At 63.2% G+C, this 21,131-nt stretch carries 13 protein-coding genes and 2 tRNA genes; 5 read left to right on the top strand and 10 right to left on the bottom strand.

All coding sequences use genetic code 11. The features are described 5' to 3' along the window. Positions 1 to 98 precede the first annotated feature (98 nt). Positions 99 to 4,181: a phosphoribosylformylglycinamidine synthase gene (gene purL, locus B0G69_RS15300; protein ID WP_121318243.1), complete on the bottom strand. Its 4,083-nt coding sequence runs from the start codon at positions 4,179 to 4,181 to the stop codon at positions 99 to 101. Between the two features lie 293 nt (positions 4,182 to 4,474). Here purL and B0G69_RS15305 point away from each other — a divergent pair, with 293 nt between their 5' ends. From B0G69_RS15305 to pgi, 3 genes are all read left to right on the top strand, one after another. After that, a complete protein-coding gene (locus B0G69_RS15305) occupies positions 4,475 to 5,773 on the top strand; it encodes an FAD-dependent oxidoreductase (protein WP_121319450.1) in 1,299 nt (432 codons plus the stop codon). A gap of 146 nt (positions 5,774 to 5,919) precedes the next feature. Continuing rightward, positions 5,920 to 7,512: an NAD(P)H-hydrate dehydratase gene (locus tag B0G69_RS15310; protein WP_121318245.1), complete on the top strand. Its 1,593-nt coding sequence runs from the start codon at positions 5,920 to 5,922 to the stop codon at positions 7,510 to 7,512. Positions 7,513 to 7,796: 284 nt separating this feature from the next. Further along, positions 7,797 to 9,419: a glucose-6-phosphate isomerase gene (pgi, locus tag B0G69_RS15315; protein WP_121318247.1), complete on the top strand. Its 1,623-nt coding sequence runs from the start codon at positions 7,797 to 7,799 to the stop codon at positions 9,417 to 9,419. A gap of 239 nt (positions 9,420 to 9,658) precedes the next feature. Here pgi and B0G69_RS15320 read toward each other — a convergent pair whose 3' ends face one another. Then, entirely contained in the window at positions 9,659 to 10,345 is a 687-nt protein-coding gene (locus B0G69_RS15320) for an ABC transporter ATP-binding protein (RefSeq protein ID WP_121318249.1), read from the bottom strand. Between B0G69_RS15320 and B0G69_RS15325 the strand changes: the two genes are divergently transcribed. After that, a complete protein-coding gene (locus B0G69_RS15325; RefSeq protein ID WP_121318251.1) occupies positions 10,344 to 11,048 on the top strand; it encodes an arylesterase in 705 nt (234 codons plus the stop codon). The two genes, B0G69_RS15320 and B0G69_RS15325, sit on opposite strands and share 2 nt — an antisense overlap. A 117-nt stretch (positions 11,049 to 11,165) precedes the next feature. Then, positions 11,166 to 11,504, top strand: coding sequence for a hypothetical protein (locus B0G69_RS15330; RefSeq protein WP_121318253.1), 339 nt, complete (start codon positions 11,166 to 11,168; stop codon positions 11,502 to 11,504). A gap of 119 nt (positions 11,505 to 11,623) precedes the next feature. Here B0G69_RS15330 and B0G69_RS15335 read toward each other — a convergent pair whose 3' ends face one another. The 8 genes from B0G69_RS15335 to tig all read right to left on the bottom strand — a co-directional run bounded on the left by B0G69_RS15335 (position 11,624) and on the right by tig (position 20,776). Continuing rightward, positions 11,624 to 13,561, bottom strand: coding sequence for a SurA N-terminal domain-containing protein (locus B0G69_RS15335; protein WP_121318255.1), 1,938 nt, complete (start codon positions 13,559 to 13,561; stop codon positions 11,624 to 11,626). Between the two features lie 86 nt (positions 13,562 to 13,647). After that, positions 13,648 to 13,724 (bottom strand) — tRNA-Asp (locus tag B0G69_RS15340). Positions 13,725 to 13,771: 47 nt separating this feature from the next. Beyond that, positions 13,772 to 13,847, bottom strand: a tRNA-Val gene (locus tag B0G69_RS15345). Between the two features lie 56 nt (positions 13,848 to 13,903). Next, positions 13,904 to 14,176 (bottom strand): HU family DNA-binding protein, encoded by a 273-nt coding sequence (locus B0G69_RS15350; protein WP_121318257.1) that lies wholly within the window; start codon positions 14,174 to 14,176, stop codon positions 13,904 to 13,906. A gap of 340 nt (positions 14,177 to 14,516) precedes the next feature. Next, positions 14,517 to 16,937, bottom strand: coding sequence for an endopeptidase La (lon, locus tag B0G69_RS15355; protein ID WP_121318259.1), 2,421 nt, complete (start codon positions 16,935 to 16,937; stop codon positions 14,517 to 14,519). A gap of 201 nt (positions 16,938 to 17,138) precedes the next feature. Continuing rightward, on the bottom strand, positions 17,139 to 18,410 hold the full coding sequence (gene clpX, locus B0G69_RS15360; protein WP_121318261.1) for an ATP-dependent Clp protease ATP-binding subunit ClpX: 1,272 nt from the start codon (positions 18,408 to 18,410) through the stop codon (positions 17,139 to 17,141). Positions 18,411 to 18,589: 179 nt separating this feature from the next. After that, positions 18,590 to 19,243 (bottom strand): ATP-dependent Clp endopeptidase proteolytic subunit ClpP, encoded by a 654-nt coding sequence (clpP, locus tag B0G69_RS15365; RefSeq protein ID WP_007182010.1) that lies wholly within the window; start codon positions 19,241 to 19,243, stop codon positions 18,590 to 18,592. 186 nt (positions 19,244 to 19,429) lie between these two features. Further along, positions 19,430 to 20,776 (bottom strand): trigger factor, encoded by a 1,347-nt coding sequence (tig, locus tag B0G69_RS15370; RefSeq protein WP_121318263.1) that lies wholly within the window; start codon positions 20,774 to 20,776, stop codon positions 19,430 to 19,432. Positions 20,777 to 21,131: the final 355 nt, after the last annotated feature.

Consider the following 21,131-nt stretch of genomic DNA (forward strand, 5'->3'; position numbering starts at 1 on the left):
AAGTTGGAATGCAGAAAAGCCGCCCGCGGGCGGCTTTTTGTTTGCTGCGAAGGCATCGCTCAACAAGGCCGCCGCCCGAAGCGGCAGCCCTGCCCCAATCATCCCAGCCAGCGACGCGCGTTCTGGAACACGCGCAGCCACGGGCTCGCGTCCGTGCCATTCTCGCCCCAGCCTTCCGGATGCCAGCTCATCTGCACTGCCCGATGCACGCGCTCGGTGTGCGGCATCAGCACGGTGAAGCGGCCGTCTGCCGTCGTGACCGAGGTGATGCCGTCCGGCGAACCGTTCGGATTGAACGGATACTGCTCGGTTGCCTGACCACGGTGATCGACGTAGCGCATCGCCACCGCCACCTTCGACGCATCGCCCTGCTGTGAGAAGTCCGCATAGCCTTCGCCGTGCGCGACCGCGACCGGAATGCGCGAGCCTTCCATGCCCGCGAAGAAGATCGACGGCGAAGCCTGGATTTCGACCAGCGAGAAGCGCGCTTCGAATTTCTCCGACTTGTTGCGCGTGAACTTCGGCCACGCTTGCGCACCGGGGATCATCGACGCGAGGCTGCTCATCATCTGGCAGCCGTTGCAGATGCCGAGCGCGAACGTATCTTCGCGGCCGAAGAACGCGGCGAACATGTCGGCCAGTTGCGCGTTGAAGCGGATCGCTTTCGCCCAGCCTTCACCGGCGCCGAGCGTATCGCCGTACGAGAAGCCACCGCACGCCACCGCGCCGGCGAAGTCCGCCAGGGTCGCGCGGCCCGCGAGCAGATCGCTCATGTGTACGTCGTGCGCGTCGAAACCGGCGCGGTCGAATGCATAGGCCGTTTCGAGGTGCGAGTTGACGCCCTGCTCGCGCAGGATCGCGACACGCGGACGCGCGCTCCTGCCCACGAAAGGCGCGGCCACATCTTCAGCCGGATCGAAGCTCAGCACCGGCGTGATGCCCGGATCGGTGGCGTCGAGCAGCGCGTCGTATTCGGCATCGGCGCAAGCCGGGTTGTCGCGCAGACGCGCGATGCGCCAGCTCACTTCGCTCCACGTGCGATGCAGTTCGGTGCGCGGTGCGTCGTAGATCTTCTTCGCGTCGCGATAGATTTCGATCGCGTCGCGCTCGTTGACCTTGCCGATCACATGCGAGCACGCCGACAGGCCATGCTCGCGCAACGCGCCGAGCACGGCGTCGCGGTCCGCCGCACGCACCTGGATCACGCCGCCGAGTTCTTCATTGAAGAGCGCGCGAATCGTGCGATCTTCACGACGGCCGCTGGTCTGCTTCGCCCAGTCCTTCGCATCGCCGTAATCGGATTCGTGGTGCGGATCGAGCACGAGCATGTCAACATTCAGCGACACGCCGACGTGACCCGCAAACGCCATTTCGCAGACCGTCGCCCACAGGCCGCCGTCCGAACGGTCATGGTAAGCGAGCAGTTTGCCGTCGCTGTTCAGCGCCTGGATTACGTTGAAGAAGCGCTTCAGGTCTTCCGGATCGTCGACGTCCGGCACCGTGTCGCCCACCTGCTGCGTCACTTGCGCGAGGATACTGCCGCCGAGGCGATGCTTGCCGCGGCCGAGGTCGATCGCGATCAGCACCGAGTCGCCTGCGTCGCTGATGCGGCGCAGTTGCGGCGTGAGGTGCTTGCGCACGTCAGCGACCGGTGCGAACGCCGAGATGATCAGCGAGACCGGCGCGACCACTTCCTTCGCGACGCCGCGGTCTTCCCACTTCGTGCGCATCGACAGCGAATCCTTGCCGACCGGAATGCTGATGCCGAGCGCCGGGCACAGTTCCATGCCGATCGCCTTGACCGTGTCGTAGAGTGCCGCGTCTTCGCCCGGCGCGCCGCATGCGGCCATCCAGTTCGCCGACAGCTTCAGTTTGTCGAGCGACGCGATCGGCGCCGCCACGATGTTGGTGATCGCCTCGCCGACCGCCATGCGGCCCGACGCCGGCGCGTTGATAACGGCGAGCGGCGTGCGCTCGGCCATCGTCATTGCTTCGCCGCTAAAGCCCGCGTAGTCCATCGTCGTGATCGCGACGTCGGCGACCGGCACCTGCCACGGGCCGACCATCTGGTCGCGCGCGGTGGTGCCGCCCACCGAGCGGTCGCCGATCGTGATCAGGAACGACTTGCTCGCGACCGTCGGATGACGCAGCACGCTGGTCGCCACATCCGGCAACGCGATGCCCGTGACATCGACCGGTTCGAGCTTCTGCTCGACGCGCTTGACGTCGCGATGCATGCGCGGCGCCTTGCCGAGCAGCACTTCCATCGGCATGTCGACCGGCTGATGCGCGGCGTCGTTCAGTTCGGAGTCGATCAGCTTCAGCTGACGTTCGGCGGTGGCCGTGCCGATCACCGCGAACGGGCAGCGCTCGCGCTGGCACATTGCTTCGAAGGCCGGCAGATCGGCCGGCGCGATCGCCAGCACGTAACGCTCTTGCGCTTCGTTCGACCAGATTTCGCGCGGCGACAAACCGCTTTCTTCCAGCTGGATCTTGCGCAGTTCGAACAGCGCGCCCTTGCCCGCGCCGTCCACCACTTCCGGAAACGCGTTCGACAAGCCGCCTGCGCCGACGTCGTGAATGCTCAGGATCGGGTTCTTGTCGCCGAGCTGCCAGCACGCGTTGATCACTTCCTGCGCACGGCGTTCGATTTCCGGGTTGCCGCGCTGCACGGAATCGAAGTCGAGTTCGGCGGTATTGGTGCCGGTCGCCATCGAGCTGGCAGCGCCGCCGCCCATGCCGATGCGCATGCCCGGGCCGCCGATCTGGATCAGCAGCGACCCTTCCGGCAGATCGTGCTTGTGCGTGTGCTGGTCCGAGATATTGCCGATGCCGCCGGCGATCATGATGGGCTTGTGATAGCCGCGCACCAGACCCGCGACGTTCTGTTCATACGCGCGGAAATAACCGCCGAGGTTCGGCCGGCCGAATTCGTTGTTGAACGCGGCGCCGCCGAGCGGGCCGTCGATCATGATCTGCAGCGGCGACGCGATGCGGTCGGGGCGGCCATACGCTTCGTGCTGGTCGTCCGGATTGCGGTGCACGAGCGGCTGCGCGGCGTCGCGTGCGTTTTCCCAGGTCTCGACGCCGTCCGGCAATGTCAGGTTCGACACCGTGAAGCCCGCCAGACCCGCCTTCGGACGCGCGCCGCGGCCGGTCGCGCCCTCGTCGCGGATTTCGCCGCCCGCGCCGGTCGCGGCGCCGGGAAACGGCGAGATGGCGGTCGGGTGGTTGTGCGTCTCCACCTTCATCAGCGTGTGCGTGAGTTCGACGCTGCGGCGGTAGTGCTCCGGCAGTTCGTTCGCGCCGAGGTCAGCCGGCGTGCGCGGGAACCAGCGCTCGGCCATGCCGCCCGCCATGATCGCCGAGTTGTCCGAATACGCGACGATCGTGCCTTGCGGGTTCAGCTTTTCGGTGTTGCGGATCATGTTGAACAGCGAGATGTCCTGCTTCTCGCCGTCGATGGTCCAGTCCGCGTTGAAAATCTTGTGGCGGCAGTGTTCGCTATTGGCCTGCGCGAACATCATCAGTTCGACGTCGGTCGGGTTGCGGCCGAGCTTCGTGAACGCCTCGACGAGATAATCGATTTCGTCGTCGGCGAGCGCGAGGCCCAGTTCCGTGTTCGCCGCTTCCAGCGCGCCGCGGCCGTGGCCGAGCACGTCGACGGTTTGCAGCGGCTTGGCCGGCAGTTCGTCGAACAGATGCAGCGCGTACTCGCGCGAGCTCGACACACTCTCGGTCATGCGGTCGTGCAGCGCCGCGGCGACGGCCGCGCGGGCTTCGTCGGAGAGCGCTTTCCTGCCGCCCAGCAGGCCGCTTTTCAGCGTGACCGTGTACTCGACGCCGCGCTCGATGCGGCGCACCTGCGTGAGGCCGCACAGGTGGGCGATGTCGGTGGCTTTGCTGGCCCACGGCGACACCGTGCCGAAACGCGGCACCACGAGGAAGGTCTCGACGGCGCCGCGCTCCTTGCTGTCTTCGAGCGGATCGCCGTAGTGCATCAGCGCCTCGATCTTCGCGCTGTCTTCAGCGGACAGCGGGGTCTGGGCATTGACGAAATGCAGATATTGCCCGCGCACGCCGGTGATATTCGGGTCGATGCGCGTGAGCGTTTCGAGCAGGCGGGTTTGACGGAAATCGGAAAGGGCCGAAGCGCCGGGGAAACACGAGAAGTGGGCCATGGACTTGACGTTGCGTCGCTCAATGATGCCGAGAAGCCGCGCATGCAGGCGACGTGAGGCGGAAAGGAAGTCGGAGATTATACCCCGGGAACGGGCTTCCAGCGGGCCTCGCGGTGCGCTTTCGGTCCGCGCGCGGGATGCGCTCCGCGTGGCCGCAGCGGCGCTTTGACTGCTATCATTCGCCCTTTCACCAGATCGGCGCGAGCCGCCCGAGCCTTGCCGGGCCGCGCCGCATGCCACGCTCAACGGGAATGCGCCGCTTCGGCGCCCCCTTCGGCAATTCGAATCAAACCATGGATGTCATCGTCATTGGCGGCGGGATAGCGGGCGTCGCCACCGCTTATCACCTGCGCGCGGCCGGCCACCGCGTGTGTGTCGTCGAGCGCCACGCCACCGTCGCGCAGGGCGCAACCTACGGGCACGGCGGCACCGTTCTGCCGACCCCGCTCGACGTCTGGTTCGGCCCGACCTTTCTCGCGAGCCGTCAGAACGCGAAAAACGGCGTCGTCAACAAGATCGGCTTCAACGGCGCGGCGCGTCAGTTCGTCAAGCAACTCGATGCATTGCAGGAGCCGGAGGCGTTCGCCCGTCAGTTCGGGCGGCTGCGGCCGCTGATCGAAGCGTCGCGCGACGCGCTCGCGGACCTCGAAGCGCGCTTCGGGCTCGAATTCGAACAGGCGAGCGGACTGCTTTATCTGGTGCGCAGCGAGCACGAATGGGAGCAGACCCAGCCCGCGCTCGACTTGCTGCGCCAGTACGAGGTGCCGCACCACGTGCTGACGCCGGACGAATGCGCTGCCTACGAGCATTCTGTGCGCACGGAGCCTGAATTCGCCGGCGGCGTGCTGTTCGATCAGGAGCGCACGGCCAACAGCCCGCTGTTCACCAAGCTCCTCAAGCAGACCCTCGACGCGCAAGGCGGCGTGCAGTTCATACACGGCTGCGAAGTCTCGGCGATCCGCCTCGACGGCCAGCGCGCCGCAGTGGAACTGGCGCCGCGCGCGGGTGCGGCTGCGCGTTCGCGCGAAGTCGACGTAATTCATGCCGACGCGGTCGTGGTGGCCGCCGGTTACGGCAGCCTCGCGCTGCTCGAGCGCCTCGGCCTGCGCCTGCCGTTGCATCCGCTGCGGCTACACACGCTCGTGGCGCCGATCGCGCATGAGGAATGCGCGCCGCACGTGGCGATCGTTGACGCGGTCAAGCGGATCGGCATCAGCCGCATGAACCACCGGCTGCGCATCGCCGGGGGGGCGGTGCTGCAAGGCGCCGGACAGATCGACAAGCCGCTCGGCGAAGCCGTGACCAAGGAAGCGCTGGCGCTGCTCGGCCAGGCGACCCACGACTGGATTCCCGGCGCCGCGCGCATTTCGGCGGCCCTGCCGTGGGAAGGCGTCAAGCTCCTTTCACCGGATGGCTTGCCGGTGATCGGCAACGCGCTGCACCCGCGTCTGTTTCTCAACGTCGGCCACGGCCCGTCGGGCTGGGGACTCGCATGCGGAGCGGGCAAACTGGTCGCCGAGCTGCTGTCGGGCCAGACGCCGGAGCTGCCCGCCGACACGCTGGCCGCGCTGCGCGCCGAGCGCTTCCAGTAAATCCCCTTCCTTCGATCTGCGATGCCAGGCCCGCTCGCGAGCGGGCCGGTCATTGCAGGCAGCGCCGCGCGCGGCGCGCGTATCGGCACTAACATAGCGATTCCCAAGTTTTCCGCCCGGCGGCGCAAACACCGCCGGGTCTTGCCATGACAGACGCCGAAAACATGCCGCCGACGTTCACCACACCGCACCAGCGCGCGCTGCCCCTGCTGACGCTGACCGATTTGCGGATCGCGGAAGCGCAGGCCGCGGCGGGGCTGCCGCCGCACACGCTGATGGCGCGCGCCGGCCAGTCGGCCGCGAGCTTCCTGCACGAGCAGATCACCCGTGACACGTCGATCGAAAAATCGAAGCAGCGCGTATGGCTGATCGCGGGCCCCGGCAACAACGGCGGCGACGCGCTGGTTCTTGCGACCGCGCTGCACGAGGCCGGCATCGCGGCGGAGGTATGCATGCCGGTCGAAGTGAAGCCGGACGATGCCCGCTGGGCGCTCGACACGGCTCGCGCCGCTGGCGTGCCGATCACGACGGCACCGCCCGCTTCGCTCGACGGCTATCGCTGGCTCGTGGACGGCATGTTCGGCATTGGCCTCACGCGGGCGCTCGACGGCGTGTTCGCGAGCGTCGCCCGGCAGTTGTCGCAACGCGCGAAGGCCCGGCCGAGGAAAGGCGGCGTGCTCGCGCTCGACATCCCCAGCGGACTCGACAGCGACACCGGCACGGTGGTCGGCGATGGCAAGGACGGCGCCGCCGTCCACGCCACCCATACGATCACCTTCATCGCCGCGAAGCCGGGCCTGTTCACCGCGCAAGGCCGCGATCTTGCAGGCACCGTGACGCTCGCGCCGATCGGCGTCGACAGCAGCCTGCGCACAGCCGTGCAACTGAACGCGCCGGAGCTGTTCGGCGCATTCCTGCCGCCGCGCGATTTCGCCACCAACAAGGGCACCTTCGGCAGCCTCGCGGTGGTCGGCGGCGACACCGGGATGTGTGGGGCGCCGATCCTCGCGGCGCGCGCGGCGCTCTACAGCGGCGCGGGCAAGGTGCACGTCGCGCTGCTCGGCGCAGGCGCTCCGCCCTACGATCCGCCGCATCCCGAACTGATGCTGCATGCGCTCGACGATCTGCCGCTCGACAAGATGGGCGCGCTCGCCGTCGGTTGCGGCATGGGGCATCGCGAGCGCGCGACGCAAGTGATGCACGACGTGCTGCAGCTCGACGTGCCGAAGCTGTTCGATGCGGACGCGCTGAACCTGATCGGCAAAGATCCGGCGCTCGCCGCCGAAGTGACCGAGCGCGGCGTGCAAGGCGACCCATGCATCCTCACGCCGCATCCGCTGGAAGCGGCGCGTCTGCTCGTCAGCGACGCGCCAGCGGTGCAACGCGACCGGCTCGGCGCCGCGCGCGCGCTGGCCGCGCGCTTCGCGAGCGTCGTCGTGCTGAAAGGCACCGGCACGATCATTGCCGCACCGGACGGCCGGCTCGCGATCAACCCGACGGGCAATGCCGCGCTCGCAACGGGCGGCACCGGCGACGTGCTCGGCGGCATCATCGGCGCGCTGCTCGCGCAGCATCTGCCGCGCTACGAAGCGGCGCTGGCGGGCGTCTACCTGCACGGCCTCGCCGCCGACACGCTCAGCGCGCAAGGCCACGGGCCGGCCGGCCTCACGGCGGGCGAACTCGCGCCGATGGTGCGCACGCTGCTCAACCGCCTGTTCTATCCGCCGGGGGACATGTGAACCCGCGAAACACCGTGTCCCAATTTGGGCGCGGCAATGCCAAACCGCTGCAGCCTGTCACGCAACGCCGCTATACTGATTAACTGCGCCGCGCGTCGGGTCGATCGCGGGTGGCGGCGAAACTTCAACGGGCTGGGCCTACGCTGTTTGACGGCTCGTCGAGGCTTCGCCGGCACCCGTGGACGAACCCGGGCGCGTGGCATCGCTCTAACAGCATCGTTGCATCATCCTCGGCAGCGCTTCATGCGCGCGCCTTTCTTCGTGCCCTTGGTTAGACGGACGCTATGACCCAGAACTCGCTCCCCTCCTGGTCCTCGCTGCAAACGCATTACGAGAAGATTCGCGATGCACACATGCGCGACTGGTTCGCCCCCGAGAACGACCCCGCCCCTACCCGAGCCGAACGCTTCACGTTCGCGGGCGGCGGTCTCGCGGCCGATTTCTCGAAGCACCGCATCACCACCGATACCCTGCAACTGCTCGTGCAACTCGCCCGCGAAGCCGGCGTCGAGAAACGTCGCGACGCCATGTTCGCGGGCGACGTGGTCAATCCGACCGAAGGCCGCGCCGCGCTGCACACCGCGTTGCGCGCCACCGATCCGAAAGCGCCGTTCTTCGCCGAAGTCCAGGCCGAGCGCGCCAAGATGGCCGCGTTCGCCGACCAGGTGCGCAGCGGCGCATGGACCGGCTACACCGGCAAGCGGATTCGCTATGTCGTGAACATCGGCATCGGCGGCTCGGACCTCGGGCCGAAGATGGTCGTGCACGCGCTGCATCATCTCGCTGCGCCTGAGATCACCACGCACTTCGTGTCGAACGTCGACGGCGCGGATCTGTATAACGTGATGCAGCAGATCGATCCCGAAGAGACGCTCGCGATCATCGTCTCGAAGACCTTCACGACGCTCGAGACCATGACCAATGCGCGCTCGCTGCGTGACTGGTTCGTCGAGAAAGGCTGCCCCGAAAGCGCGCTCGCAAAACACTTCGTCGGCGTGTCGGCGAACCCCGCGGAAGTGGTCAAGTTCGGCATCGCGAAAGAGAACGTGTTCGAGATGTGGGACTGGGTCGGCGGGCGTTATTCGCTGTGGTCGGCGGTGGGGCTGTCGATCATGATCGCGGTTGGCCCGCAGCAGTTCGGCGAACTGCTCGCCGGCGCCAACGAGATGGACCAGCATTTCCGCGACGCGCCGCTCGAGAAGAACCTGCCGGTGCTGCTCGGCATGATCGGCATCTGGTATCGCAACTTCTTCGGTTCGCAAAGCTATCTGGTCGCGCCGTATTCGGAAGCGCTGCACTTCCTGCCATCGTATTTGCAGCAACTGGAGATGGAGAGCAACGGCAAGTCCGCTCGCCTCGATGGTGCAATGGTCGACTATCCGACTTCCGCCGTCACATGGGGCGAACCGGGTACGAACGGCCAGCATGCGTTCTTCCAGATGCTGCATCAAGGGCCGACCATCGTCCCGATCGACTTCATCGCGGTGCTGACGCCGGAGCATCCGCTCGCGAGTCATCATCCGAAGCTGCTCGCCAACTGCTTTGCGCAGAGCGAGGCGCTGATGCTGGGCCGCACGCTCGAAGAAGCGAAGAAAGTGGCCGGCCCGGACAAGCCGGAACTCGCGCCGCACCTGGTGTTTCCGGGCAACCGGCCGACCGCTACGCTGCTCGTCGACGCGCTCACCGCGCGTTCGCTCGGTGCGTTGATCGCGCTGTACGAGCACAAGGTGCTGGTGCAGGCGTCGGTGTGGAACATCAATCCGTTCGATCAATGGGGTGTCGAGTTGGGCAAGATTCTCGGCAAGGTGGTCGAGGCCGATCTGAGCGCGGCGAGCGTGGATGAGAAGAAGCATGACTCGTCGACGTCAGCGTTGATCGCGCGGGCGCGGACTGCGTTGCAGCGGTGAGTTGAAGCGGTGCGTGCCCGGATGAGTCGGCGATTCGTTCGATGCGCGCGTCGGCAAGTAGCTCGTTGAACGCGACTGCGTGCTGCTTCAGGTTGGCCGCATGTTGCTCTATCGCGCTCGACTGCCGGCCAAAGCAGCAATGAAAAAAGCGGGCCCATTGCGGCCCGCTTTTGCTTTTATATCGAAGCTCGCGCCAGGGTCAACCGCGCTCGCGGCTCATCACGGCCGAGCGTACTCGTTCACGCAAGCCGCCCTGCTTCGATCGTCACGGTCGTATCGCAACGGCGCGCCAGCTCGACATCGTGCGTGACGAGAATCAGCGTGGCGCCGTTCGCCCGGTTCATCTCGAACATCAGATCGATCACCGCGTGACCGGTCGCAGCGTCGAGACTGCCGGTCGGTTCATCCGCGAACAGGATGGCCGGATGCGTGACGAACGCGCGCGCCAACGCGACGCGCTGCTGCTCGCCGCCTGACAGCAGCTTCGGATAATGGCCGGTACGCTGCCCGAGTCCCACTTGTTCCAGCAGACCACGCGCGCGCGTCGCGGCCTCGCGTGTGCCGATGCCGCCCTGCAGCTCGAGCGGCAACGTGACGTTTTCGAGCGCCGTCAAATGCGGCATCAGTTGAAACGACTGGAACACGAAGCCGACCGAGCCGCTACGCAACGCGGCCCGTTCATCTTCGGTCAATTCGGTGAGTTCGCGGCCCAGCAGCCGAACCGAGCCCGAACTGGCGCTGTCCAATCCCGCGAGCAAGCCGAGCAGCGTAGACTTGCCCGATCCGGATGCACCGACGATCGCCACACTGCTGCCGGCAGCGATAGCAAGATCGATGTCGTCGAGAATCGTCAGTTCGCCTGTTGCATCCTTAACTTTCTTGCACAAACCCCGCACTTCAATGACTGGATCAGTTTTGTTTAGCATGGTGAAGCGTAGGTTGAAAGTGCTCGCCATCGCCCCGCGCGCTACCGCGCTGACTACGGCATTCGGCTCGGCCGTCATGGCCGCCGCCCTGTTTTCGATGCCCCTGCCGGTTCACGCCGCCAACGCGCCGGACCCGGCCAGACCGGTGATCGTCGTCCTGGGCGACAGCATCTCCGCCGAGTACGGCTTGCCCCGCGACACCGGCTGGGTTGCGCTGATGCGCCAGCGTCTCACCGACGAGCGAATCGATTATAGCGTCGCCAATGCAAGCATCAGCGGCGACACCACGAGCGGCGGGCGGGCCCGCTTGCCGGCGCTGATGCAGCGTCTGAAGCCGAGCATCGTGATCGTCGAACTCGGCGCCAACGACGCGTTGCGCGGCGTGCCGCTCTCGACCACCGAAGACAACCTGCGCACGATCATCGAACAGGCTCAACAGGGCCATGCGAAAGTCGTGCTGGTGGGCATGTACGTCCCGCCCAATTACGGCCCGGACTACACGCAAAAGTTCCACGGACTGTATGGCGAACTGTCGAAGCAGTTGCGCGTGCCGCTGGTGCCATTCCTGCTCGCAGGCATCGCTGATAAGCCCGAGATGTTCCAGGCCGATCAGATTCATCCGACGCAGCAGGCACAGCCAGTGCTACTGGACAACGTGTGGCCCACTGTTAAGCCACTTCTTCGCACAAGTTCGCCGCGCTGAAAAGCTGGCTAACAACTTGTTTCTAGATCTTTGGGAACACGGATCGGTAAAGGTCGCTCAGACACTTTCGTATCCCGTGTAATCCAGCTCGAATCTGAGCGCCTCTGAGGAGATAACGTGAAATACTTACCGTTAATCGCTTTGACCGTGGCAATCTCTGCCTGCGCCGCTCAACCGCCTGCTGGCGTTCAATCCGTCGGTCAAAGCCAGCAACCGCCAAAGGCCGTGGCCAGTTGCATCGCGCAGAAATGGGCCGACGCCTCGCAGCAGCAGGTCGTTTCGCAAAACACGCTGGCGAACGATCGGGCGATGGACGTCTATGTTCCCGGTCAACAGCCGCCTAACGGCGCAGCCGCCGTGGTACGCCCGGCGTACACCGGCACAGGGACGTGGGTCGGCTTCCGCGGCAATGCCGCGGGCGGTCAGGCCACGGGCGCGATCAGCGGTTGCCTCTAACGTGCCACTACGTACCGTGTGATGGGGTTGATGCCCGTCAAATGAAAAAGCCCCGCAATTGCGGGGCTTTTCTTTATTGCGCGCTGTGCTCCGCGTGCAAGCAACATGGTTTCCCGGGTTTACTCGCCGTTCTGCTGCGCGTTGCTGCTGTCGAGTGAGCCATAAAACTTCACCTTCGAGCGGGCCCGCAATGCCTCGACATAGGCCTCGACTTCGGACTGCGCATCGACCTGCGCAATCTGCTGCTGCGCAGCGGCCAAACGCTGCGGATCAATCGGCGCACCCGCCACTACCGCATTCACGCGATAGATCGCATAGCCGTCGTCACCGAGATCCACACCGACGTAGGCTGGCAATTTTTGCGCATCCGCCTTGTAGATTGCGCTCAATGCGGCAGGCGGCACGCCTTGCGCATCGTTGCGCGATACCTTCAGCGTCGACGAGAAACCAGCGGTAGACTTCGACTTCTCGAACTCCGCGAGCTTCGCCGCGCCGTCCTTGTGCGCAGCTTCGTTCGACTGCACCGCGATCACCTTCTGACGCACGGCGTCCTTGACGGCGTCGAACGCCGGCACGGCCGCGGGCTTGTAGTCGGTGACGCGCGCAGCGATCAGTGTGTTGCTGCCGACGTCGATGGCCTGCGTATTGTTACGCTGGACCGCCGCGTCGTTCGCGAACACCGCCGCGAGGAACTTCGCATTGTTCAGCGGGCTGTCAGGCGGCAGCTTCGGATCCGGTTGCGGCGTCACCGTCGCGGTCTGCAGTTGCAATTTGTACTTGTCGGCGGCCGGTTGCAGGCTCTTTGCCTTCTCATACACGAGCGACGTGAAGCCTTCCGAAGCATCGCTGAAGGCCTTGCTTGCCAACTGCGTCTTCAGGTCTTTCGCGATCTGATCTTTCACTTCGTCGAACGGCTTCGTGACCGCCGGCTTCACGTCGGTCACCTTGACGATGTGAAAGCCGAAGTCGGTCTGCACGATGCCGCTGACTTCGTCCTTCTTCAGCGCGAACACGGCGTCGTCGAATGCCTGGCCGCCAGCGATCATGCCGCGGCCGAAGTAACCCAGATCACCGCCCTTCGACGCCGAACCTGGATCCTGCGAATTCGCTTGCGCGATCTGCGCGAACTGGTCGGGATGCGCCTTGATCTGCGCGAGCAACTCTTCGGCCTTCTGCTTCGCCTTGGCCTTGTCGGCCGCGCTCGCGTCTTTCGGCGCCGAGATCAGGATGTGGCTCGCGCGCACTTCGACGTCGGTGCGGAAGTGCGCGATGTTGTCGTCGTAGTACTTCTTCAGATCGGCGTCGCTCGGCTGGATGGACGCGCCCAGGCTTGCCGGGGACATCACCAGGTACTGGATCGTCGCAGTGGCCGGCGTCGCAAAGTCGTTGCGATGCGCATCGTAGTAGGCCTGCAGTTGCGCATCGGTCGGCTGCACCTTCGCCGCATAGTCACGCGGATGGAACGCGATGCCCTGCACTTCACGCTGCTGTTCGGCAAGCTCGGTCAGATGCTGCGCGAGGGTCTTCGACGTGAACGCGCTGCCTTGAATGCTCGCGGGCAACTGCTGCATCGCGAGGCCGTAGCGCACGCGTTCGTCGTATTGATCGGGCGTCATGCCCTGCATCGCAAGCAACTGCTTGTAGCGGTCGACGTCGATCGAGCCGTCAGGGTTCTTCAGCGACGAAATCACCGGATCGTTGAGCAGCACGCGGCGCACGGCGTCGTCGGACGCGGTCAGATGGAGGCGCTGCGTTTCATCGGCCAGCACGCGCTGCTCGATCAGACCGTCGAGCATCTGGCGACGGCGCTCCGGCGTATCGAACGACTTCATGTCGAACTGCGCGCCGAGCATCTGACGAGCGCGCTCGAGTTGCTGACGCGTCGCGTCGTCGTACTCTGCGCGGGTGATCTTGTGACCGTTGACGCTCGCGACGTTTGCACTTTCGTCAAAAAAGCCGCGGAAGCCTTGAATACCCACAAAACCCAACCCCGGCACAATGACGAGGATGAGCATGAACATCATCAGGCGTTTGTGATTGCGGAAAAAATCGAGCATGCGAAAGGAGTGCCAAAAACAGAACGCCCGATCTTACAACAGCGGGCAATAAAAAAGGCGAACCGGAGTTCGCCTTTCGTGGATACTGGCGGAGTGGACGGGACTCGAACCCGCGACCCCCGGCGTGACAGGCCGGTATTCTAACCGACTGAACTACCACTCCTTATACTGCGCTTTGCTGCAACGAGACACTTGATCCGAATCTGAAACTGGTGGGTGCTGAGAGGCTCGAACTCCCGACCTACGCCTTGTAAGGGCGCCGCTCTACCAACTGAGCTAAGCACCCGTTTCGCGATTCAGCGTGCTTCGTTATTGCCGCCCGCTTCTCAAGCAGCAAGCCCGTTAGTTTAGCGCATCCTTCAGAGCTTTGCCAGGCCTAAATTTAGGGACCTTTGCCGCTTTGATTTTAATCGCCGCGCCGGTGCGCGGATTGCGGCCCGTACGCGCGGTGCGCTTGCCGACCGCGAACGTGCCGAAGCCGACCAGAGTCACCGAACCGCCGGTCTTCAATGTTGCTTTGACGCCGCCGATCACTGCATCGAGTGCACGGCCTGCCGCAGCTTTCGAAATGTCGGCCTGCTGGGCAATGTGATCGATCAAGTCCGTCTTGTTCATTCCAACCCCCGAGAATGTTTATGACAATCGTGACGGTGCTCTGTAGCACCTGGCATCACGCGACCGGCGGGCAACGCCGGGCCGCCTCATTAGAATTGGCCGAAACCCTTGTGTCAAGCGGGGTTGAGCCTGATTCGACGGGTTTTTAAGGGGCTTTTTATTAGCAAATATTGCCTGGCGTCAACGCGCAGGCAATCTGTCACTCGAGGCACTTGGCGCGATGCCCACAAGGTGGGAAAACGTGACCCACGAGCGCATTGCGAAATCACGCGGACAATAAAAAAACCCGCGGCCGTGACCGCGGGTTTCCGTTCAGCAAGCAGCTTCGCTTCTGAATGTTTTAGTGCTTCACAACCTCTGATGCTGAGTCTTTGCCCGGCTCCGCCGCAACGGGCGCGGCAGGTTTCGGATCTTCTTCAGGCAAAGCTTGCGGCACACGTTCGAGCGCCAGCTCGAGCACCTTGTCGATCCAGCGGACCGGCACGATTTCGATTGCGTTCTTCACGTTGTCCGGAATCTCCGTCAAGTCCTTGACGTTCTCTTCCGGAATCAGCACCAGCTTGATCCCACCACGATGCGCCGCCAGCAGCTTTTCCTTCAGGCCGCCAATCGGCAGGACTTCGCCACGCAACGTGATTTCGCCCGTCATCGCGACGTCGGCACGTACCGGAATACCGGTCAATACCGACACCAGCGCGGTCGTCATCGCGATACCGGCCGAAGGACCGTCCTTCGGCGTCGCGCCTTCCGGCACGTGGATGTGAATGTCCTGCTTCTCGAACGCTTCGTCCTTGACACCCAGACGACGCGAACGCGAGCGCACAACCGAGCGCGCCGCTTCGACGGATTCCTTCATCACGTCACCGAGCGAACCCGTGCGGATCACATTGCCCTTGCCCGGCATCACCGCGGCTTCGATGGTCAGCAGATCGCCGCCCACTTCCGTCCACGCGAGGCCCGTGACCTGGCCAACCTGATTTTCCTTCGCAGCCAGACCGAAGTCGTACTTCCTCACGCCGAGGAAGGTGTCGAGATTACTGCCGTCGACCTTCACCGCGCCTTCCGCCTTCTTCAGCAGAAGCATCTTCACGACCTTGCGGCAGATCTTCGAAATTTCACGCTCGAGCGAACGCACGCCCGCTTCACGCGTGTAGTAACGAATGATGTCGCGAATCGCGGTTTCCGTCACATCGACCTCGCCATCCTTGAGGCCGTTGTTCTTTTTCTGCTTCGGCAACAGATAACGCTGCGCGATGCTGACCTTCTCGTCTTCCGTATAGCCCGACAAGCGGATCACTTCCATCCGGTCGAGCAGCGGCGGCGGAATGTTCAGCGAGTTCGACGTCGCGACGAACATCACATCCGACAGATCGAAGTCGACTTCGACGTAGTGATCGGCGAACGTGTGGTTCTGCTCCGGATCGAGCACTTCGAGCAACGCCGACGACGGATCGCCGCGGAAATCCTGACCCATCTTGTCGACTTCGTCGAGCAGGAAGAGCGGATTGCGCACGCCGACCTTGGTCAGGCTTTGCAGAATCTTGCCAGGCATCGAACCGATATACGTACGACGGTGGCCGCGAATCTCGGCTTCGTCGCGCACACCGCCGAGCGCCATGCGCACGAACTTGCGGTTCGTGGCGCGAGCGATCGACTGACCCAGCGACGTCTTACCGACACCCGGGGGTCCAACGAGGCACAGGATCGGCGCCTTGACCTTGTCGACACGTTGCTGGACCGCGAGATACTCGAGAATGCGTTCCTTCACCTTCTCGAGACCGAAGTGGTCTTCGTCGAGCACGCGCTCCGCATTCGAGAGGTCGTTGTTGACCTTGCTCTTCTTGCGCCACGGCAAGCCGATCAGCGTGTCGATATAGTTGCGCACGACTGTCGCTTCCGCCGACATCGGCGACATCAGCTTGAGCTTCTTCAGCTCGGCGTCGGCCTTCTTCTTCGCCTCCTTCGGCATGCGGGCAGCCGTGATGCGTTTCTCGAGTTCTTCGAGGTCCGCACCTTCTTCGCCTTCGCCGAGTTCCTTCTGGATCGCCTTGACCTGTTCGTTCAGGTAGTACTCGCGCTGGCTCTTCTCCATCTGGCGCTTCACACGCCCGCGGATGCGCTTTTCGACCTGCAGGATGTCGATCTCAGCTTCGAGTTGCGCGAGCAGATGCTCGAGTCGCTCGATCACCGGGAACATCTCGAGGATGTGCTGCTTCTGGTCGAGCTTGAGCGGCAGATGCGCCGCAATCGTGTCGGCCAGACGCCCGGCTTCGTCGATACCCGACAACGATGTCAGGATTTCCGGCGGGATCTTCTTGTTCAGCTTCACATACTGATCGAACTGCGACACGATCGCGCGGCGCAACGCTTCGGTTTCAGCGCTGTCGGCGTGGTCGGGTTCGAGCGGCATGACTTCGCACGAGAATTGCGTTTCCTGCTCTTCGATGGAAAGCGTTTTCGCGCGCTGCAAGCCTTCGACGAGCACCTTCACGGTGCCATCGGGCAGCTTGAGCATTTGCAGGATGTTGGCAACACACCCTACTTCGTACATGTCCTTTTCGGTCGGCTCATCTTTCGCAGCCGTTTTCTGGGCGACGAGCATGATGTGCTTGCCGCCTTCCATCGCTGCTTCGAGAGCCTTGATCGACTTCGGGCGGCCTACGAAGAGCGGAATCACCATGTGCGGGAAAACGACTACGTCACGCAGCGGGAGCAGCGGGAGCGTAATGCGTTCCGGCGGGAGGAGTTGGGTTCCTGACATTTCATTTCCCCATGAGTGGAATCAGTTCGTTCGATAGGTGAGGCCAGCAGAAAATATTGCAAGCCTCCGCGTGTGGGAAAAAGTTCAGTGACTCCGAAGGTTCAGTGACTCCATAGTGAAAACAACCATCCTGACCACACGATAAACGAAAAAGCCGTTCACGTCGCCATGAACGGCTTTTTTACAGAACCCGAAAGCCGATCAGTTCGAACCCGCGACCTTGGGCGCGTCTTCGTAGATCAGTAGCGGTTTGCCGTCGCCGTCAATCACGTTATCGTCGATGATGACCTTGCTAACGCCTTTCATTTGCGGCAGGTCGTACATCACGTCAAGCAACGCCTGTTCCAGGATAGAGCGCAGACCACGCGCACCCGTCTTGCGACGAATGGCTTTGCGCGCCACAGCCTGCAACGCGCCCGGACGGATTTCCAACTCGACGCGTTCCATGTTGAACAGCTTGTGGTACTGCTTGACCAATGCGTTCTTCGGTTCGACGAGAATTTTCATCAGCGCCGCTTCATCGAGCTTGCCGAGCGTGGCGACGACAGGCAGACGGCCGATCAGCTCAGGAATCAGACCGAACTTGATCAGATCTTCCGGCTCCACTTCGCGCAGCACTTCGCCAGCGTCACGGTCCTGCTTGCTCTTTACGCTCGCGCCGAAACCGATACCGGTCTTCTCGGTACGATCGACAATGACCTTCTCGAGCCCGTCGAATGCGCCACCGCAAATGAACAGAATGTTGGTGGTATCGACCTGGATGAAGTCCTGATTCGGATGCTTACGGCCACCCTGTGGCGGCACCGACGCCATCGTGCCTTCGACCAGCTTCAGCAAAGCCTGCTGCACGCCTTCGCCAGACACATCGCGGGTGATCGACGGGTTGTCGGACTTGCGGCTGATCTTGTCGATTTCGTCGATATAAACGATACCGCGCTGAGCCTTGTCGACTTCGTAATTGCAGTTCTGCAGCAGCTTCTGGATGATGTTCTCGACGTCCTCGCCGACATAGCCGGCTTCCGTCAGCGTGGTTGCGTCGGCAATCACGAACGGGACGTTCAGAAGGCGCGCGAGCGTCTGCGCGAGCAGCGTCTTGCCGGAACCGGTCGGACCGATCAGCAGAATGTTGCTCTTGGACAGCTCGATCTCGTCCTTCTTGTCGAGATGCTTGAGGCGCTTGTAGTGGTTGTACACCGCGACCGCGAGAATCTTCTTCGCGCGTTCCTGACCGATCACGTACTGGTCGAGAATCTCGCGGATTTCCTGCGGACTCGGCAGATCGGACTTCGACAAGCCCGCCTCGATGCCCGCGCCGGCAGCCTCGTCGCGAATGATTTCGTTGCACAGGTCGATGCATTCATCGCAGATGAATACCGATGGGCCGGCAATCAGTTTCTTGACTTCATGCTGGCTCTTGCCGCAAAACGAGCAATACAACAGCTTTTCGCTGTTAGAACTTTTCTTGTCCGCCATAGATGTGTGAGCCTCCGGACACTCAATTACATGATACGCCGTTTGCCCCCTACCTCGCAGCGCCGCAGGGGACTTGAGCCAAGGTGACGGCGCTTGCCGCAGGCGCTCGGACGGTCTTGATTATTTCACAATCGATCTGACGGCGGTTTTGCCCCAATTAGAGGCAAAACTGCACCGGATCAAGGACGCTTGTGTGCGACCTGGTCAACCAGACCGTAAGCTTGCGCGTCGTCGCCGGACATGAAGTTGTCACGATCGGTGTCACGCGCAATACGTTCGACGGGTTGGCCCGTATGGTGCGCGAGCAGATGGTTCAGCCGCTCCTTCAAATACAGGATTTCGCGCGCCTGGATCTCGATGTCCGACGCCTGACCGCGCGCGCCGCCCAACGGCTGGTGAATCATCACGCGCGAATTCGGCAGCGCAAACCGCTTGCCCTTCGCGCCCGCCGCCAGCAGGAATGCACCCATGCTCGCCGCGAGACCCATGCACAGCGTGGAGACGTCGGGCTTGATGAACTGCATCGTATCGTAGATCGCCATGCCGGCCGACACCGAGCCGCCCGGGCTGTTGATGTAGAAGCTGATGTCTTTGTCCGGATTCTCGCTCTCGAGAAACAGCATCTGTGCCACGACAAGATTCGCCGTCTGGTCGTTCACTTCACCGACCAGAAACACAATGCGTTCTTTGAGCAGACGCGAATAGATGTCATACGAGCGCTCGCCCCGGCCGCTCGTTTCCACGACGATCGGCACAAGTCCGAGCGCCTGCGCTTCGAGATCCCGCGACGACTGGGAGGTCAACGTGTCCAGCATTTGAGCGCGAAAGGTCATGCAATGGATCCTTGTCTGGAAATATTCTAAATATCAGATGCTGGACAGGTGGTGTGCGACGAGCCCGTATTCAAGTGCGCGATCTGCGCAAACGCGTTGCACGACACAACGCAATGCGCATTCACAGCACAAAAAAACGGCGTGCGGGCCGTCACTCCGACAGCCGGCACGCCGTTGCAGCGACACTTACGCTTGCGCCGTCGCGCTTGCCAGTTCTTCGAAGCTCACTTCCTTGTCCGTCACCTTGGCCTTGCTGAGCACGAATTCGACGACATTGGCTTCAACGACGTACGCTTCCATTTCAGCAAGACGTTGCTGGTTGGAATAATACCAGCGGACGACTTCCTTCGGGTCTTCGTAGCTTTTCGCGAATTCGTCGACTTCGGCGCGAATCTGCTCCGGCTTGGCTTGCAGTTCGTTGGCCTTGACCAGCTCGGCCAGTACGAGGCCCAGCTTGACGCGGCGCTCGGCCTGCTCCTTGAACATGGCGGGCGGGATCGGCGCGTCTTTGGCGTTCGGCACGCCGCGTTGCTCCAGATCCTGGCGCGCCATCGCGACGAGGCGTTCCTGGTCCTGTTCGATCAGCGCGTTCGGCACGTCGAGTTCCGAAATCTTCAGCAGCGCGTCCATCACCTGGTTCTTGACGATGGCTTGCGTGCGGCGCTTCGCTTCGCGCTCGAGGTTGTCCTTGATCTCGGCGCGCATCTTGGCCTGATCGCCGTCTTCGATACCGAGCGACTTCGCGAAGTCAGCGTCGATTTCCGGCAGGTGCGGCCACTCGATCTTCTTCATCGTGATCGTGAATTGCGCGGTTTTGCCCGCCACGTCCTTGCCGTGATAGTCCTCAGGGAAGGCCAGATCGAATTCCTTCGCCTCGCCAACCTTCAGGCCTTGCGCCGCCTTTTCGAATTCCGGCAGCATGCGACCTTCGCCCAGCACGAACGCGAAGTCTTCCGCGCTGCCGCCCTGGAACACTTCACCGCCGATCTTGCCGACGAAGTCGACCGTCACGCGATCGCCTTCTTTCGCTGTCGTATCCGCGCCGCCGTCGCCATGCTCGCCGGCTTCGCCGCGAGCGTGGAAGTGCACGCGCTGCTTGCGCAGGATTTCCAGCGTGCGGTCGATTTCCGCTTCGCTGATGGTGGTCGTGGTGCGCTCGATTTCAGCCGTGGCGACGTCGCCCAGCCGCACTTCCGGGTACACCTCGAAGGTCGCGTCGAACGCGTAGTCGCCTTCGACTGCGTCGGCCTTCGGCGCGAAACTCGGCTGACCGGCCACGCGCAGGTTCTCCGCGCGGCTGATGTCGAAGAATTCCTTGCCGACCTTGTCGCTCAGCACTTCGGCTTCCACCTGGCCCGAATACTGTTGCGTCACCATCTTGAGCGGCACCTTGCCCGGGCGGAAACCCGGCATGCGCACGTTCTTCGCGAGTTGACGGATACGCGAGTCCACTTCCTTCTGCACGGTGTCCTTCGGCAGGGAAATCGTTACGCGGCGTTCGAGCTTGCCGAGGTTCTCAACAACGTTAGCCATGGCTTCAATCGTCCTAAAATTATTCGAGCGAATCAGTTATCTTCTCCGTGCCGCTTTTCGATGTCGCCGATGTCGCGTTTGCGTCGTTCAGCATCGATTTGCGCGCCTGCGCCGCGGGCTTGCAGGCCGCCGGCAGCACGGTTGGGTCCAAAGAGCCGAATATTTTAGCAAACTATTTGCGCGCCTAGCCGGGATTCGATAAATGCGCGGGTTTTTATCGGCATTCCGGGCGCTTTCCGGGCTGTTTTGGCGCGGTTTCGGCGCGGGTGGCGTGCCGCTTGCGCCATCCTGGCGCACGCGCGCAGGCGTATTTCTCCACGCCTGCGCTGTCTGCTGCGCGAAGGTAGCGCGGCAC

This window comes from Paraburkholderia sp. RAU2J (assembly GCF_003634845.1).
Lineage (GTDB): Bacteria > Pseudomonadota > Gammaproteobacteria > Burkholderiales > Burkholderiaceae > Paraburkholderia > Paraburkholderia fynbosensis.